Origin of the sequence: Aurantimonas sp. HBX-1 (genome assembly GCF_021391535.1) — a bacterium.
Lineage (GTDB): Bacteria > Pseudomonadota > Alphaproteobacteria > Rhizobiales > Rhizobiaceae > Aurantimonas.
The window spans coordinates 513,394-527,780 of the sequence record NZ_CP090066.1; the positions used below are offsets into that span (position 1 = coordinate 513,394).

At 69.4% G+C, this 14,387-nt stretch carries 14 protein-coding genes; 6 read left to right on the forward strand and 8 right to left on the reverse strand.

Going from position 1 to position 14,387, the window contains the following annotated elements:
* The first annotated feature begins 249 nt into the window (after positions 1–249).
* The 3 genes from LXB15_RS02385 to LXB15_RS02395 all read left to right on the forward strand — a co-directional run bounded on the left by LXB15_RS02385 (position 250) and on the right by LXB15_RS02395 (position 1,899).
* Complete coding sequence (locus LXB15_RS02385; RefSeq protein ID WP_233950695.1) at positions 250–507, forward strand: cation transporter; 258 nt, start codon at positions 250–252, stop codon at positions 505–507.
* Positions 504–671, forward strand: coding sequence for a hypothetical protein (locus tag LXB15_RS02390; RefSeq protein WP_233950696.1), 168 nt, complete (start codon positions 504–506; stop codon positions 669–671). The genes LXB15_RS02385 and LXB15_RS02390 overlap by 4 nt, the downstream gene beginning before the upstream one ends.
* A 151-nt stretch (positions 672–822) precedes the next feature.
* Positions 823–1,899 (forward strand): NAD(P)-dependent alcohol dehydrogenase, encoded by a 1,077-nt coding sequence (locus LXB15_RS02395; protein WP_233950697.1) that lies wholly within the window; start codon positions 823–825, stop codon positions 1,897–1,899.
* 49 nt (positions 1,900–1,948) lie between these two features.
* Here the strand turns inward: LXB15_RS02395 and iolB are convergent, their stop codons facing one another.
* From iolB to LXB15_RS02435, 8 genes are all read right to left on the reverse strand, one after another.
* On the reverse strand, positions 1,949–2,740 hold the full coding sequence (gene iolB, locus LXB15_RS02400) for a 5-deoxy-glucuronate isomerase (RefSeq protein WP_233950698.1): 792 nt from the start codon (positions 2,738–2,740) through the stop codon (positions 1,949–1,951).
* The gene (gene iolE, locus LXB15_RS02405) at positions 2,737–3,648 is read right to left on the reverse strand and encodes a myo-inosose-2 dehydratase (protein ID WP_233950699.1); all 912 of its coding nucleotides are present in this window, start codon (positions 3,646–3,648) and stop codon (positions 2,737–2,739) included. Before iolE ends, iolB begins: the two co-directional genes overlap by 4 nt.
* Positions 3,645–5,468: a 3D-(3,5/4)-trihydroxycyclohexane-1,2-dione acylhydrolase (decyclizing) gene (gene iolD / locus LXB15_RS02410; protein WP_233950700.1), complete on the reverse strand. Its 1,824-nt coding sequence runs from the start codon at positions 5,466–5,468 to the stop codon at positions 3,645–3,647. Before iolD ends, iolE begins: the two co-directional genes overlap by 4 nt.
* Positions 5,465–7,375 carry a 5-dehydro-2-deoxygluconokinase gene (gene iolC, locus LXB15_RS02415; protein ID WP_233950701.1) on the reverse strand — a complete coding sequence of 637 codons (1,911 nt, stop codon included), beginning with the start codon at positions 7,373–7,375 and terminating at the stop codon, positions 5,465–5,467. The genes iolD and iolC overlap by 4 nt, the downstream gene beginning before the upstream one ends.
* Complete coding sequence (locus LXB15_RS02420; protein WP_233950702.1) at positions 7,372–8,151, reverse strand: ATP-binding cassette domain-containing protein; 780 nt, start codon at positions 8,149–8,151, stop codon at positions 7,372–7,374. Before LXB15_RS02420 ends, iolC begins: the two co-directional genes overlap by 4 nt.
* A gap of 1 nt (position 8,152) precedes the next feature.
* Positions 8,153–9,256 carry an ABC transporter permease gene (locus LXB15_RS02425; protein WP_233950703.1) on the reverse strand — a complete coding sequence of 368 codons (1,104 nt, stop codon included), beginning with the start codon at positions 9,254–9,256 and terminating at the stop codon, positions 8,153–8,155.
* Positions 9,257–9,391: 135 nt separating this feature from the next.
* On the reverse strand, positions 9,392–10,312 hold the full coding sequence (locus LXB15_RS02430; RefSeq protein WP_233950704.1) for a sugar ABC transporter substrate-binding protein: 921 nt from the start codon (positions 10,310–10,312) through the stop codon (positions 9,392–9,394).
* A 69-nt stretch (positions 10,313–10,381) separates the two neighbouring features.
* Entirely contained in the window at positions 10,382–11,233 is an 852-nt protein-coding gene (locus LXB15_RS02435) for a MurR/RpiR family transcriptional regulator (protein WP_233950705.1), read from the reverse strand.
* A 108-nt stretch (positions 11,234–11,341) separates the two neighbouring features.
* On the opposite strand from LXB15_RS02435, the gene LXB15_RS02440 reads away from it, so the two are divergent.
* Genes LXB15_RS02440 through iolG form a run of 3 tightly spaced genes read left to right on the forward strand, consistent with a single transcriptional unit; the run spans position 11,342 to position 14,279 of the window.
* Positions 11,342–12,466, forward strand: coding sequence for a Gfo/Idh/MocA family protein (locus tag LXB15_RS02440; protein ID WP_233950706.1), 1,125 nt, complete (start codon positions 11,342–11,344; stop codon positions 12,464–12,466).
* Positions 12,463–13,245: a TIM barrel protein gene (locus tag LXB15_RS02445; protein WP_233950707.1), complete on the forward strand. Its 783-nt coding sequence runs from the start codon at positions 12,463–12,465 to the stop codon at positions 13,243–13,245. The genes LXB15_RS02440 and LXB15_RS02445 overlap by 4 nt, the downstream gene beginning before the upstream one ends.
* Before the next feature lie 26 nt (positions 13,246–13,271).
* Positions 13,272–14,279: an inositol 2-dehydrogenase gene (gene iolG, locus LXB15_RS02450; RefSeq protein ID WP_233950708.1), complete on the forward strand. Its 1,008-nt coding sequence runs from the start codon at positions 13,272–13,274 to the stop codon at positions 14,277–14,279.
* The last annotated feature ends 108 nt before the right edge of the window (positions 14,280–14,387 follow it).

The window sequence follows — 14,387 nt, forward strand, 5'->3', positions numbered from 1 at the left end:
GGCGCTGGATCGTGCCGCTGCATGGCAAATGTCGCTCTCGGCTGGTGACGCGGCGACAATGACGAACGAAACGGCGCGAGTCGAACCCGATCCGGCACCGCAGTGGACTTATCCCTTGTCGCCTTGCGGCCCGGGCGGGAATGCATCGATCCGTGGGGCAGGAGAGGCCGGCCTCGCGGCGCGGCCTCGATCCGAAGCCGGATACCGGAACGGGGACGATTTCGATTCCCGTCTGCCCCTGCTCGGCCGATGCCGTGCTTTCTGGCTGCGTGGATCGAGGACGTTCTCAGCCTCCTGCCGCCCGCCGCCTTCCTGATCGCCGAGAAGTTCTCGCGGCGGAGCCCGAGCCGGCGGTTCCCCTACGGGCTGCAGCGCTTCAACTCGATCGCGTTCCTCGCCAGCGCCGTCGCGCTGACCGTGCTCGGCGGCCTGCTCTTCGTGGAATCGGCATGGAAGCTGGTGATGGCCGAGCATCCGACCATCGGTTCGGTCGCCCTCTCTTCGTGACCGGCGAGATCGTCGGCCCCGACGCCGACCGGGTGAGCGCCGAGATGCTGGCCTTGCTGGAGGAGATGGACTGGCGCCTCGTCGACCTCTCGCTCCGCCCGACGGACGACTCCGCCTATCCGATCCTTGGCGGGGAGGAGCCTTCGGCCGGCATCCGGCTGTAGGTGGGCGCCGGCGCAGCGGTCCGTCCCGCCCCGCCCCGCCTTGCGCTGCATCAACACGGCAAGGCCCTGGCTCGGCTATCGAGGCTGAAAGGACGGCCGAGCCGCCGTCCGTCCAGACCCAGATCCAGCCGTCAGACGGAGACGACAGCCCATGACCCGCATGATGAAAGCCGCCATATTCGTCGAGCCCGGCCGCATCGTCCTCGACGAGAAGCCGATCCCCGAGATTGGCCCGCTCGACGCGCTGATCCGCGTCACGACCACGACGATCTGCGGCACCGACGTGCATATCCTCAAAGGCGAGTATCCGGTCGAGAAGGGCCTGACGATCGGCCACGAGCCGGTCGGCGTGATCGAGAAGCTCGGCTCGGCCGTCAGCGGCTACCAGGAGGGCCAGCGGGTCATCGCCGGCGCGATCACCCCGAGCGGCCATTCCTATGCCTGCCTCTGTGGCTGCCATTCGCAGGACGGCGCCGGCACGCGGCACGGCTTCAAGCCGATGGGCGGATGGCGCTTCGGCAACACGATCGACGGCTGCCAGGCCGAATACCTGCTGGTGCCGGACGCCATGGCCAATCTCAGCCCGGTGCCCGACGCGCTGACCGACGAGCAGGTGCTGATGTGCCCCGACATCATGTCGACGGGCCTGTCGGGCGCCGAGGGCGGCAAGGTGCGGATCGGCGACACGGTGGCGGTCTTCGCGCTCGGGCCGATCGGGCTGTGCGCCGCGGCCGGCGCCCGGCTGATGGGCGCGACGACGATCATCGGCGTCGACACGGTGCCCGAGCGGCTGGCCATGGCCCGCAAGCTCGGCGTCGACCACGTCGTCGACTTCAAGGCCGGCGACCCGGTGGAGGCGATCATGAAGCTGACCGACGGCCGCGGCGTCGACGTCGCCATCGAGGCGCTGGGCACGCAGCAGACGTTCGAATCCTGTCTCAAGGTGCTGCGGCCGGGCGGCACGCTCTCCAGCCTCGGCGTCTATTCGGGCGACCTCACCATTCCGCTCGGTCCGTTCATGGCGGGGCTCGGCGACCTGAAGATCGTCACGACGCTCTGCCCCGGCGGCAAGGAGCGGATGCGCCGGCTGATGGACGTGGTGGCGTCGGGCCGCATCGACCTGCGGGCGATGGTCACCCACCGCTTTCCGCTGGAACGGATCGAGGAAGCCTACGAGCTGTTCGCCAACCAGCGCGACGGCGTGCTGAAGGTGGCGATCACGCCCTGACCCGGCCGCTGGGGCGGCCGGCCGACCCGGGGCGCCGCCGGTGTGCCGGCTACATCAGCCAGGCGTGGTCCGGATCGGCGATGAAGCGCCATTTCCGCAACGGGCCCGCCATGACGTTGAGATAGTACATCTCGTAGCCGTGCGGCGCGCCGCAGGGGTGGTGGCCACGCGGCACCAAGACGACGTCGTGGCTCTTCACGGTCATCGTCTCGTCGAGCGCGCCGTCCTCGGTGTAGACGCGCTGGACGCCGAAGCCCTGGGTAGGGTTCAGCCGGTGGTAATAGGTCTCCTCGAGATGGGTGATCTCGGGGAACCGGTCCTCGTCGTGGCGGTGGCTCGGATAGCTCGACCAGTGGCCGGCCGGGGTGAACACCTCGGTGACCAGCAGCGAGTCCGCGACGTCGTCGGCCTCCATCGCGATGTTGTTGATGAAGCGGGCGTTAGAGCCTTCGCCGCGCTGGGTGAGGGTGATCCCTTCCGGACCAATGCGCCGCGCCGCGTGACCGCCTTTGCCGGGCGCAAGGCACAGCGCCAGCGTGCAGTCGGTCTCGGCGACGGCCTTCCAGTCGCTGCCGTTCGGGACGTAGAGGCAGTGGGGCGGGGTCTTCTCGAAGACATCCATGCGCTCGCCGAGGACGCCCCAATCCTTGCCGGCGGCTTGGATGGCGGCCTTGCCCTCGACCATGACGATGATCGCCTCGTTGCCGCCGAGGCTGCCCTCGGCGCTCTCGCCGGCGGCAAGGCGCCAGAGCTTGAAGCCGACATAGGTCCAGCCGGCGCTCTCAGGCGTGATGTCGTGGACGAGACCGTGCCCGCCGAGCGGCTTGCGCAGGAGGTTCATGCCGCGGCCTCGCTGCGATCGAGCCCCGCCTCACGCGCCATGGCGCGCAGCGCCTTCAGGCCCATCGACTGATAGTGGCGGGGATTGCGCTGGGCCGGATCCTGCTCGGCCTCGATGACCAGCCAGCCAGCATAGCCATGCTCGGCGGCGATGCGCAGGACGGGCAGGAAATCGACCCCGCCTTCGGGATCGCCGGGCACGGTGAAGACGCCGCGTCGCACGCCCTCCAGGAAGGAGAGCTTCTCTTCGCGCACCTGCCGCATGATGTCGGGCCGGACGTTCTTGGCGTGGAAATGCGCCACGCGGGCCATGTGGCCGGACGCCACCGCTTCCGGATCGCCGCCGCCGAAGAAGCAGTGGCCGGTGTCGAACAGGAGCTTCGTCGCCGGGCCGGTGTTCGCCATCAGCCGGTCGATCTCGTCCGGGCTCTCGACCACGGTGCCCATGTGGTGGTGATAGGCAAGGGTGATGCCTTGAGCGGCCGCGAATGCCGCCAGCGCCTCGACGCCCGCGCCGAAGGCCGGCCAGTCGGCCTCGGCCAGCACCGGCTTGTCGTTGACCGGAACGGCATCGTTGCCGTGGATGGCGTTGGAGGTCTCGCAGACGATGATCACGGTCGAGCCGACCGCCTTCAGGAGGTCGAGGAAGGGCTGCATGGCCGCCTTCTCGGTCTCGACGTCCCGGGTCAGGAGGTTCAGCGAATGCCAGCCGGAGACGTAGCGCAGGCCCCGTCCGCCGAGCTCGCGCGCGATGCCTTCCTGCGTCACGGGCAGCTTGTGGCCCTTCTCGATGCCGTCGAAGCCGATCGCAGCTGCCTCGTCGAGGCACTGTTCCAGCGTGATCTCGGCGCCGAGCGTCTGGTCGTCGTCGTTGGACCAGGCGATCGGGTTGGTTCCGTAGAGCGTCATGAGCGTTCTTTCAGCTGGTCTTCATAGGCCTGGCGCGCGGCGAGGACCTCCGGGCGTTCCGAGGTCTCCGGGACAGCGACGTCCCACCAGTGCCCGCCATGCGGCGTCGAGGGATAGGGATCGGTGTCGACGACGATGACGAAGGGGCCCGTCCTGGCGGCGCGGCTGGCGAGCGCCGCTTCCAGTTCGCCGATGCTTGCCGCCTTCACCGCCTCGGCGCCCAGCGCCCGTGCATGGGCGACGAAGTCGATCGCCGGGGCGTTCGGCATGCCGGTATGGGCGTAGAGATTGTTGAACTCGGCGCCGCCGGTGGCGACCTGCAGCCGGTTGATGCAGCCATAGCCGCGATTGTCGGTGAGGACGACGGTGAAGGGCACGCCCATCATTGCCGCGGTCGCGAGCTCGGAATTGGCCATCATGTAGCTGCCGTCGCCTAGCATGCAGATGACGTCACGGTCCGGTTCGGCCAGTTTGATGCCGAGCGCGCCGGCGATCTCGTAGCCCATGCAGGAATAGCCGTATTCCATGTGGTAGGCCCCGGCGCGGGGCGCCTTCCAGAGCTTGTGGAGCTCGCCCGGCATGGTGCCGGCGGCGCACATCACGACCGTGTCGTCGTGGCTCGCCCGCTGCACCGCGCCGATCACCTGCTGGTCGGTCGGGAGCGCGTTGCCGCCCGCGGGGGCGTCGGTGAGCGGGTCGACGGCGGCGAACCATGCTTGCTTGAGGCCGGGCTCCGGCGCCGGCGCGCGATGGCCTTCGAGCGCGTCGGTCAGCTGTTCCAGCGCCGAAAGCGCATCGGCGCAGAGCGGCTCGGCGCCGTGCTTCATCGCGTCGTAGGCGGCGACGTTGATCGAGACGAGGCGGCGCTCGGGGTTCTTGAACAGCGCCCAGGAACCGGTGGTGAAGTCCTGGAAACGGGTGCCGACGCCGATGACGAGTTCGGCGCAGGCCGCCACCGTGTTGGCCGACGAGGCGCCGGTGACGCCGACCGGGCCGTAGTTCCATTCGTGGTCCCAGGCGAGCGCCGACTTGCCGGCCTGGCTCTCGACGACCGGGATGCCGAAGCGTCCGGCGAACGCCGCCAGCGCATCCGCGGCCTCGGCGTAATGGACGCCGCCGCCGGCGACGATCACCGGCTGTCTCGCCGCGCGGATCAACCCGGCGACGTTCTTTACCTCGGCCGGGTCCGGTGCCGGGCGGCGGAACGGCCAGGTCTTCTCGGCGAAGAAGCTCTCAGGCCAGTCGTAGCTCTCGGCCTGCACGTCCTGGCAGAAGGCCAGCGTGACCGGACCGCAATCGGCGGGATCGGTCATCGTGCGCATGGCGCGAGGCAGGGCGGTGAGCAGCTGCTCGGGCCGGGTGATGCGGTCGAAATAACGGCTGACCGGCCGGAAGCAGTCATTGGCGGAGACCGTGCCGTCGGCGAAATCCTCGACCTGCTGCAGCACCGGGTCCGGGCCGCGCCCGGCGAAGACGTCGCCCGGCACCAGCAGCACCGGCAGGCGGTTGACGTGGGCGAGGGCGGCGGCGGTGACCATGTTGGTCGCGCCCGGCCCGATCGAAGACGTCACCATCATCGCGCGCCGGCGCCGCCGCTGCTTGGCATAGGCGATGGCAGCATGCGCCATGGTCTGCTCGTTCTGGCCGCGATGCGTCGGCAGGACATCCTGAACGCCGGCCAGGGCCTCGCCGAGCCCCGCGACGTTGCCGTGGCCGAAAATCGCCCAGCAGCCGGCGATGAAGGGCTCGCCCGACGGGGTCATCTGCGCGGAAAGCCAGCGAACCATCGCCTGCGCCGCCGTCAGTCGGATCGTCGTCATGCGGCGCGCTCCTTGGCCTGGTCTCGGGCTGCGTCCCAGAGGGTGCAGAGCCGCGAAAAGTTCTGGGTCATCCGCTCCACCGCCGCAGCGTCGTCGATCATGCCGGCGAGCCAGTCGCGCGCGGCCGAGCCGAAGATGGTGCGTCCGACGGCGAAGCCCTTGACCAGCTCGTGCCGCGCCGCCTCGGCGAAGCTCGCGGCGAGGTCCGCCTCGCTGGAGTCGAGGCCGAGGACGACGATGCCGCGGCAATGCGGATCGTGGTCGGCGATCGCCGCGCAGGCCGCCTCCCACGCCGCCGAGCTGGTCAGCGGTTCGAGCTTCCACCAGTCGGGATAGATGCCGATCTCGTAGAAGCGGCGGATCAGGCTCGCACTGGTCCGGTCGTCGACGGGTCCGAGCCGGGACGGGATGATCTCCAGCAGGAACTCCAGCCGGTTGCGCCGGGCGGCGCGATAGAGCCGCTTCAGCGTCGCCTCCTGGTCGGCGCGCATCGCGTCCGTGTCGTCCGGGTGGCAGAAGCACAGAACCTTGACGACCTGGTGCAGCGGCCATTCGACCAGATTGCCGCAATCTTCCCCGAATTCCGGCTCCAGCGCCAGCGGATGCGACCCCGGCCATTCCGCCGGGCGGCCGACCCAGAGCCCGGCGCCGGCAGCGGCGTGGAGGGCGGTGCGCCCGAGCCGGTCGTCGCAGAGAATGCCGTAACCGTGGCGGCCGCCGGCAACCTGTAGGGCCGCTTTCAGGCACAGCGCCTTGAAGGCGCCGATGCGCTCCGGCGTCGCGCCATCCAGATCTTCCAGCTGCATGCGGTGGTCGAAGGCGAAGACGCGCATCACCGGCCAGTCGACATGCCGGTTGGTCGACCAGTGGATCTGCTCGAGTTCGGCGTCGTGGCGCAGCGCTGGCGTGCGGATGCCGCGCGCGAGGAAGAACTGCAGTTCCTCGAGGCTCGGATAGGCGGGCGTGCAGCCATGGCGCGACACCGCGAAGGCGCCGCAGGCATTGGCGTATTCCAGCGCCTTCGGCCAGCTCTCGTCGTCGAGCCAGCCTTTCAGCAGGCCGGACATGAAACCGTCGCCGGCCCCCAGCACGTTGAACACCTCGATCGGGAAGCCAGGCCCCGCCTCGCCGTCGTCGAGATCGTCGGGGATCGCCCCGGCAAACGCGACCGCCCCGGCGGCGCCGCGCTTCAGCACCAGCGTCGCGCCGGTCAGCGCCCGCACGGCGCGGAGCGCGGCCAAAGTGTCGGTGGAGCCGCCGGCGATGTGGAACTCCTCCTCGGTGCCGACGATCAGGTCGAACAGGCCGAGATGGCCCTGCAGCCGCGCGGTGACCGCCGCGCTCTCGATGAAGCGGTTCTCGCCGTCGCCATGGCCGGAAAGGCCCCAGAGATTGGGCCGGTAGTCGATGTCGAGCGCGGTGCGGGCGCCGCTGCCGCGGGCGATGCGCAGGGCCTTGAGGACGGCCGCCTCGGTGCGCGGATGCGACAGATGCGTGCCGGTCGCCACCACCGCCCGGGCCTCGGCGATGAAGCCGGGATCGATGTCGTCCTCGCAGAGCGCCATGTCGGCGCAGTTCTCGCGGTAGAAGATCAGCGGAAAGCGGTGCTCGTCGCGGATGCCGAGCAGGACGAGGGCGGTGAGGCGCTCCGGGTCGGTCGTCACGCCGCGGACGTCGACGCCCTCGCGCTGCAGCTCCTCGCGGATGAAGCGGCCCATGTGCTCGTCGCCGACGCGGGTGATCAGCGCCGATTTCAGTCCCAGCCGCGCCGTGCCGGTCGCCATGTTGGTGGGCGAGCCGCCGAGATATTTGTGGAAGGACCCCATGTCCTCGAGCCGCCCGCCAATTTGGGCACCGTAGAGGTCGACGGACGAGCGGCCGATGGTGATGACGTCGAGGCGCTTCACACCGTGCCCCCGAGACTTGATTCCAGCTGGGCCATTTCCTGGCCGCCGGCCATCAGGTCCTGCAGCTCTTCCGCCGTGATCTGGCCGCGCCGGCTGGTGCCGAGTGTCTTGCCGCGCGACAGCACGGTGAAGCGGTCGCCGACGGCCATTGCGTGGCGCACGTTGTGGGTGATGAAGACGATGCCGACGCCCTGCTTGCGGACCCGGTCGATGGTGGAGAGGACATTGGCGGTCTGGCGGACGCCGAGCGCCGAGGTCGGCTCGTCGAGGATCAGGACCCGCGCACCGAAATACACGGCCCGGGCGATGGCGACGGTCTGGCGCTCGCCGCCCGACAGCGTGCCGACGGCTTGGTCCGGCTCACGCAGCGCGATGCCCATCGACCGCATGTGCTCCATCGTCACCTGGTTGGCGTGGTCGATGTCGAAGCGCTTGAACAGCCATTTCCCCTTGGTCGGCTCCCGCCCCATGAAGAAATTGCGCGTCACGCTCATCAGCGGGATCATCGCCAGGTCCTGGTAGACGGTGGCGATGCCGGCGTTCATCGCGGCGCGCGGGCTGGAGAAGTGCATCGGCTTGCCGTCGACGAGGATCTCGCCGCGGGTCGGCTTGTGGACGCCGGACATCGTCTTGATGAAGGTCGACTTGCCGGCGCCGTTGTCGCCGAGCAGGCAGTGGCACTCGCCGGGACGCACGTCGAAGCTGACGCCGGCGAGCGCGACGATGTTGCCAAAGTGCTTCTCGATGTCGCGCATTTCCAGGATGGCTTCGCTCATCTCAACGCTCCCCCGTCACGCGCTTGCGGATCAGATTGTTGAACACGACGGCGATGAGCAGCATCGAGCCGAGGAACACCTGGTACCAGTCCTGGTCGATGTCGGTGTAGGAGAGGCCGATCATCACCATGCCGAAGATGATCGAGCCGAAGAAGGCGCCGATCGCCGAGCCGTAGCCGCCGGTGAGCAGCGCGCCGCCGATGACCGCGGCGATGATCGCCTCGAACTCGCGCTGGAAGCCGCGCCGCGCGTCGGTGGAGCCGGCGTCGAGGACGGTGATGATGGCAACGAGCGCGGCGCAGCAGGCGGTGAGCATGAACAGGGCGATCTTCACCTTGCGCACCGGCACGCCGGAATTCGTCGCGGCGGTCTGGTCGCCGCCGGAAGCGAAGATCCAGTTGCCCCAGGGGGTGCGCAGCAGGATCCAGGTCGCGACCGCGGTCAGCCCGACGAACCAGACGATCTCGACCGGAATGCCGCTGACGCGGGGCATGCCGTTGGAAAAGCTGCCGACGACGCCGATATGCGCGAGCCAGCGGAACAGTCCCTCGAAGGCGTCGCCCGAGAAGTAAGGGAGCAGCCAGTCGCCCTCGACGGCTCCCTGGATGCCGCGAAGCTGGGTGGCGCCGCCGGTCGCCCATTTCAGCCCGACGAGGCTGAGGCCGCGCAGAATGAACAGGAAGGCGAGGGTGACGATGAAGGAGGGCAGGGCGGTGCGCAGCACGATCTGCGCGTTGATGCCGCCGACCATCGCCGCGACCGCGAAGGTCATCGGGATCGCCAGGCTCAGCGGCAGGTCGTAGAGCGTCAGCCCGACGCCGAAGATCAGGCCGGCGAAGGCGACCATCGAGCCGACCGACAGGTCGAACTCGCCGCCGATCATCAGGAGGGCCGCGCCGAGGGCAAGGATGCCGAGCTGGGCTGCCGGCGTCATGAAGTTGATCACCCCGGCGGGGCTGAACATCACCGGGTCGGCGGTGAAGAGGAAGAACACGGTCACCAGGACAAGACCGGCAAGGGCGCCGAGTTCGGGGCGCTGCATGATCCTCGTCAGCCCGGAGACCTTCTTCAGCCGCTCGTCGTCGAGCGTTTTGTCGGCGGCCATGGTGATCCTCGTCTCTGGACCGTCGGCCGATCGCCGAACGGTCTGGTTCGCAGGCGCGGGGCCGCGCCCGGCTTGCCGTTAGATCTGGCAGCGATCGGCGTCGGAAGCGGCGCGGGCCGCCTCCGACGCAATCGATCAGCGGATGCCGCGGGCCGACAGGTCGATCACCTTCTTGGCGTCTTCCTGCTCGACGAGGTTCGGGCCGGAGGGCACGTCACCGCCCGGCATCAGGCCGTACTCGGCATTGAGGGCGAGGAACACGACTGGCAGATAGCCCTGCAGGAACTGCTGCTGGTCGATCGCGAAGGCGGCCTTGCCGTCAGCGATGGCCTGGAGGAAGTTCGCCGAGAGGTCGAAGCTGGCGACGCGGATCTCCTCGCCACGGCCGGTGGCCTGGACGGCCGCGACAGAGGGCTCGCCCGCCGTCGAGGCGCCGAGGGCGAGGATCGTGTCGATTTCCGGATCGGAATCGAGCGCCGCCCTTACGCGCGACTCGACGTCCTGCGGGTCGTTCGACGTGGGCAGTACCGAGACCTCGCCGAAGCCTTCGGCAAAGCCCTCGCAGCGCTGGTCGAGCGAGACGTTGCCGACTTCCTGGTTGACGCAGATCGCCTTCTTGCCGCCGAGCTCGGCAAGCCGTTCGCCGGCGATGCGCCCCGCATCGCGCTCCGACTGGCCCACATGCAGCCGGGCGCCGAGATCCTTCGACACGTCGCCGCCGGAGTTCATCGAGATGACCGGGATGCCGGCGTCGACGGCACGCTTGATCGACTCGCTGAGCGCATCGGCATCGGGGATGGAGACGACGAGACCGTCCGGCTCCTGGTTGACGGCGGCGTCGATCAGCGACGCCATCGCCACCATGTCGAAGGTCTCGGGGGCGCGGTAGGTGACGTTGGCGCCGGTGTCCTTCGCCGCCTCCTGCGCGCCGTTCTGGACGACCGACCAGAAGGCGTCGTTGGCCTGGCCGTGCGTCACCACGATGATCGATTGGGCCAGGGCCGAGCCGCCGGAAAGGGCAAGCGCCAGCGACGCGATTGCGAGAATGCGTTTCATCGTGTTCCTCCCGTTGAGACGGCAGGCACGCGCCTGCCCCGGCGTCCTCCCGACGCCTGGTTGGAATAATTATTCCATTTCGTCGGCTAACGCAAGCGGCCCGCCCGAGCCCCGCCGGCGCGCGCCGATGGCGACGGCCAGGGCCAAAGAGAGCGAAAGCGTGGCGGACAGGCCGCGAAAAGCGCCGAAATCGGCTTCGGTGACGGTGAGCACCTGGGCGCCGATGCCGCTCAGCGGGCTGAGGACCGTGTCGGTGATCGCCACGACGGCGAGGCCGCGCGCCTGCGCGTATTCCGCCAGTTCCACCGTCTCGGCGCTGTAGGGCGCGAAGCTGACGGCGAGCAGCGCGTCGTCCGGCATCAGTGCATGGCGCCGGTCGAGGCGCCCCAGCCCGTCATGCAGGAGCGATGGCACGGCCATCTTGTCGAAGACGTAGTCGAGATAGGCGGCGACGGCGAAGGCGCGGCGCAGCCCGACGACATGGACGGTGCGCGCCCCGGACAGCGCCGCGACGGCACGGTCCAGGCCTTCGGCGTCGATGTTGCGGGCGAGGCGCTCGAGCGAGAGCTGGCTCGTCTCGATGAATTCGGCGAGCAGCGCCGCGGGGCTTTCCGATCCCGCCTCGCCGAGGTTACGCAGCCGCGTGCCGTAGTCCGGCCAGACCTGCGCATAGCCCTCGCGGAACAGGCGCTGCATCTGCGAGAAGCCGGAGAACCCCATGATCTGGCAGAAGCGCATCATCGCCGAGGGCTGCACGCCGGCCGCCTTAGCCAGTTCGCCCACGGTGGACAGCGCGATGCGATCGGAGTGCCCCGCCAGATATTCGGCGCACTGGGCGAGCCGCTTCGGCAGCGTCCCCGACACTTCCTGCAGGCGCCGGTGAAACGCCTCGATGCTTTGTGGTGCGCTTTCGCCCGGCATGGCTGCGGCTCCTGTTCGGCGCGACTATCATCGATACGCCGGAGAAAGAAAATAATGGAATGAAAATTCCACAACTGATATGACGGCCGCCGAAGGGGAGGAGGGCGCATGGCAATCGGCATCGGCCTGATCGGCACCGGGTTCATGGGCAAGGCGCATGCTCTGGCATGGCGCAACGCCAATGCCGTGATGGGCGGCCTGCCGGCGGTGCGGCTCGTCCATCTCTGCGACACGCCGCTCGAGAAAGCCCGGGAGATGGCCGGGCAGTTCGGCTTCGAGACCGCCGGCGATGACTGGCAGGCGCTGATCGCCGATCCGGCGGTCGAGGTGGTGTCGATCACCACGCCGAACGCGCTGCACCGCCCGATGGCGGAGGCGGCGCTCGCCGCCGGCAAGCACGTCTGGTGCGAGAAGCCGCTCGGCGTGACGCTGGCCGACGCCGAGGCGATGGCCGCGGCGAGCGGCGACCGCCTCACCCTCGTCGGCTACAACTATTTGCGCAATCCGGCCTTCACGCATGCCTGCCGGCTGGTGGCCGAGGGCAGGATCGGCCGGCTATTCCACCTGCGCGGCTGGGTCGACGAGGACTACCAGGCGGACGAGACGCTGCCCTGGACCTGGCGCTGCCGGGCCTCGGAGGCCGGTCTTGGGGCGCTCGGCGACATCGGCGTGCATCTGGTCTCGCTGCTGACGGCGCTCGGCGGGCCGATCGACTCGGTCGTCGCCGAGATGGGCGCGGCCTATGCGACACGGCCGCTGCCGGAAGGCGGGGAAGGGGTGGTCGAGAACGAGGACCTCGCCAGCGCGCTGGTGCGCTTTCGCGCCGGCTTTCACGGTGCGCTGACGATCTCGCGCGCCGCCTGGGGGCGCAAGGGCAGTCTCGGTTTCGAGGCGCATGGCAGCTCGGGCATGATCGTCTACGACCAGGAGCGGATGAACGAGCTGCAGCTCTATACCAATGACGGCCCGAAATCCGAGCGGGGTTTCCGCACCATTCTCACCGGCCCCGAGCACGCGCCCTACGGCGCCTTCTGCCCGGCGCCGGGCCACGGGCTCGGCTTCAACGACCTGAAGACCATCGAGGCGGCGCAATTGCTGGCGGGCCTTGCGGGCGGGCCGAGGCCCGGCCCGGACTTTGCCGAGGCGCTGGAAATCGAGCGCGTCGTCCATGCGATCGCCGCTTCCGCGCGGGACGACGGGCGACGCGTGACCGTCGCGGCGGTGCGCGGATGAACGCCGCCTTTCCCCTTGCCGTCTGTGCCGAGCTGGTCTTCACCGACCTGCCGATGCCGGAGCGCGCGGCGCGCCTGGCGGAGATCGGTTTTGCGGTCGAGATCTGGGACTGGTCACGCCACGACGTTGCGGCGCTGGCGCGAAGTGGTGCGCAGTTCTCGTCGATGACCGGCTATCTGCGCGGCACACTTGCCGACGACGCGGGCGCGGACGAACTGCTGGCGACCGCGGCGCAGTCGGTCCCGGTGGCGCTGGAGCTCGGATGCCCGCGCCTCAATCTCCACGGGACCGGGCTGGACTCCAAGGGCCTGCCGGTGGTGCCGGGTGCCATCGCCAGCGGCGCCATGTGGCTGAAGGCCCGCGACACGCTGAGCCGCCTCGCCGATCTCGGCGAGCGGTCCGGCGTCACCTTCATGCTGGAGAACCTGAACACGGCCGTCGACCATCCGGGCGTGCCCTTCGCACGGGCCGAGGACTGCCTTGCGCTCGTCGCGTCGCTCGCCCGGCCGGGCATCAAGCTCAATCTCGACCTCTACCATGCGCAGATCGGCGAGGGGAATTTGACCGAACTCTGCCGGCGGGCGCTGCCGCACATCGCCGAGATCCAGGTCGCCGACGTTCCCGGCCGCCACGAGCCCGGGACCGGCGAGATCGCCTATCCCGCCATCGCGCGCGCCCTCCACGCGATGGGCTATCGCGGCACGGTCGGGCTGGAGGCGCTGCCCGAGGGCGACCATCTCCTTGCCCTGCAGCGCTTCCGCGACGCTTTCACGCTTTGACCCACCCTCCTGAACGGAAACCTGACATGTCGCTTTCCATCGCAGTCCTCGGCGCCGGCCGGATCGGCAAGGTCCACGCCGCGGCGATCGCCGCAACCCCGGGCGCACGCCTTGCCGCCGTCGCGGACGCCATGGCGCCGGCCGCCGAGGCCCTGGCCGCCGCCTATGGCTGCCCGATGCGCACGATCGCCGAGATCGCGGCCTCCGGCGACGTCGACGCCGTGGCGATCTGCACGCCGACGGATACCCATGCCGAGCTGATCGAGATGTTCGCGCGGGCGAAAAAGCCGATCTTCTGCGAGAAGCCGATCGACCTGTCGCTGGAGCGGGTGCGGCAGTGCCTCGCGGTCGTCGCCGAGACCGGCACCAAGCTGATGGTCGGCTTCAACCGCCGCTTCGATCCGCATTTCGCCGCGGTCAAGCGCGCCATCGACGAGGGGCGGATCGGCGCGGTCGAGCAGGTGCTGATCACCAGCCGCGACCCCGGCCTGCCGCATCTCGACTATTTGCCGCGTTCGGGCGGGCTGTTCCGCGACATGACGATCCACGACTTCGACATGGCCCGGTATCTGCTCGGCGAGGAGATCGAGGCGGTGATGGCGACGGCCTCCGTCCTGGTCGATCCGAAGGTGGGCGAACTGGGCGATGTCGACACGGCAAGCGTCATCCTGACCACGGCGAGCGGCCGGCAGGCGGTCATCACCAACTCGCGGCGCGCCACCTACGGCTACGACCAGCGCATCGAGGCGCATGGGTCGGAAGGCATGGTCGCGGCCGAGAACCAGCACGAGGCGAACGTCACGGTGGCATCCGCCGCCGGCTACACGCGGCCGCCGCTGCAGAACTTCTTCATGGACCGATATGCCGCCGCCTATGCGGCGGAGATCGCCAGCTTCCTGGCGGCGGTCGAGAACGACGCGGCGATGCAGCCCTCGGGCGAGGACGGGCTGATGGCGCTGGCGCTGGCCGAGGCCGCCAGCCGCTCCGTCGCCGAGGGACGGCGGGTGCCGATGGCGGAGATCCTGGGCACCTGAGGGACGGCCATGGCGGCGCCCGCACGCGCCCGGTTTACAACGGGATCGGATTATCGAACTTGGCGGAGCCGGCGGCACGGTCGCATGAGGGGCGCAGGCGTTGCCTGA

What these genes read in the sequence shown, in the direction of transcription:
- LXB15_RS02440 (WP_233950706.1), top strand. Translation starts at nt 11,342, where the DNA reads ATGGCAATCGGCATCGGCCTGATCGGCACCGGGTTCATGGGCAAGGCG.
- LXB15_RS02435 (WP_233950705.1), bottom strand. Translation starts at nt 11,233, where the DNA reads ATGCCGGGCGAAAGCGCACCACAAAGCATCGAGGCGTTTCACCGGCGC.
- iolE (WP_233950699.1), bottom strand. Translation starts at nt 3,648, where the DNA reads ATGACGCTCTACGGAACCAACCCGATCGCCTGGTCCAACGACGACGAC.
- LXB15_RS02395 (WP_233950697.1), top strand. Translation starts at nt 823, where the DNA reads ATGACCCGCATGATGAAAGCCGCCATATTCGTCGAGCCCGGCCGCATC.
- LXB15_RS02425 (WP_233950703.1), bottom strand. Translation starts at nt 9,256, where the DNA reads ATGGCCGCCGACAAAACGCTCGACGACGAGCGGCTGAAGAAGGTCTCC.
- LXB15_RS02420 (WP_233950702.1), bottom strand. Translation starts at nt 8,151, where the DNA reads ATGAGCGAAGCCATCCTGGAAATGCGCGACATCGAGAAGCACTTTGGC.
- LXB15_RS02445 (WP_233950707.1), top strand. Translation starts at nt 12,463, where the DNA reads ATGAACGCCGCCTTTCCCCTTGCCGTCTGTGCCGAGCTGGTCTTCACC.
- iolD (WP_233950700.1), bottom strand. Translation starts at nt 5,468, where the DNA reads ATGACGACGATCCGACTGACGGCGGCGCAGGCGATGGTTCGCTGGCTT.
- iolB (WP_233950698.1), bottom strand. Translation starts at nt 2,740, where the DNA reads ATGAACCTCCTGCGCAAGCCGCTCGGCGGGCACGGTCTCGTCCACGAC.
- LXB15_RS02430 (WP_233950704.1), bottom strand. Translation starts at nt 10,312, where the DNA reads ATGAAACGCATTCTCGCAATCGCGTCGCTGGCGCTTGCCCTTTCCGGC.
- LXB15_RS02385 (WP_233950695.1), top strand. Translation starts at nt 250, where the DNA reads ATGCCGTGCTTTCTGGCTGCGTGGATCGAGGACGTTCTCAGCCTCCTG.
- iolG (WP_233950708.1), top strand. Translation starts at nt 13,272, where the DNA reads ATGTCGCTTTCCATCGCAGTCCTCGGCGCCGGCCGGATCGGCAAGGTC.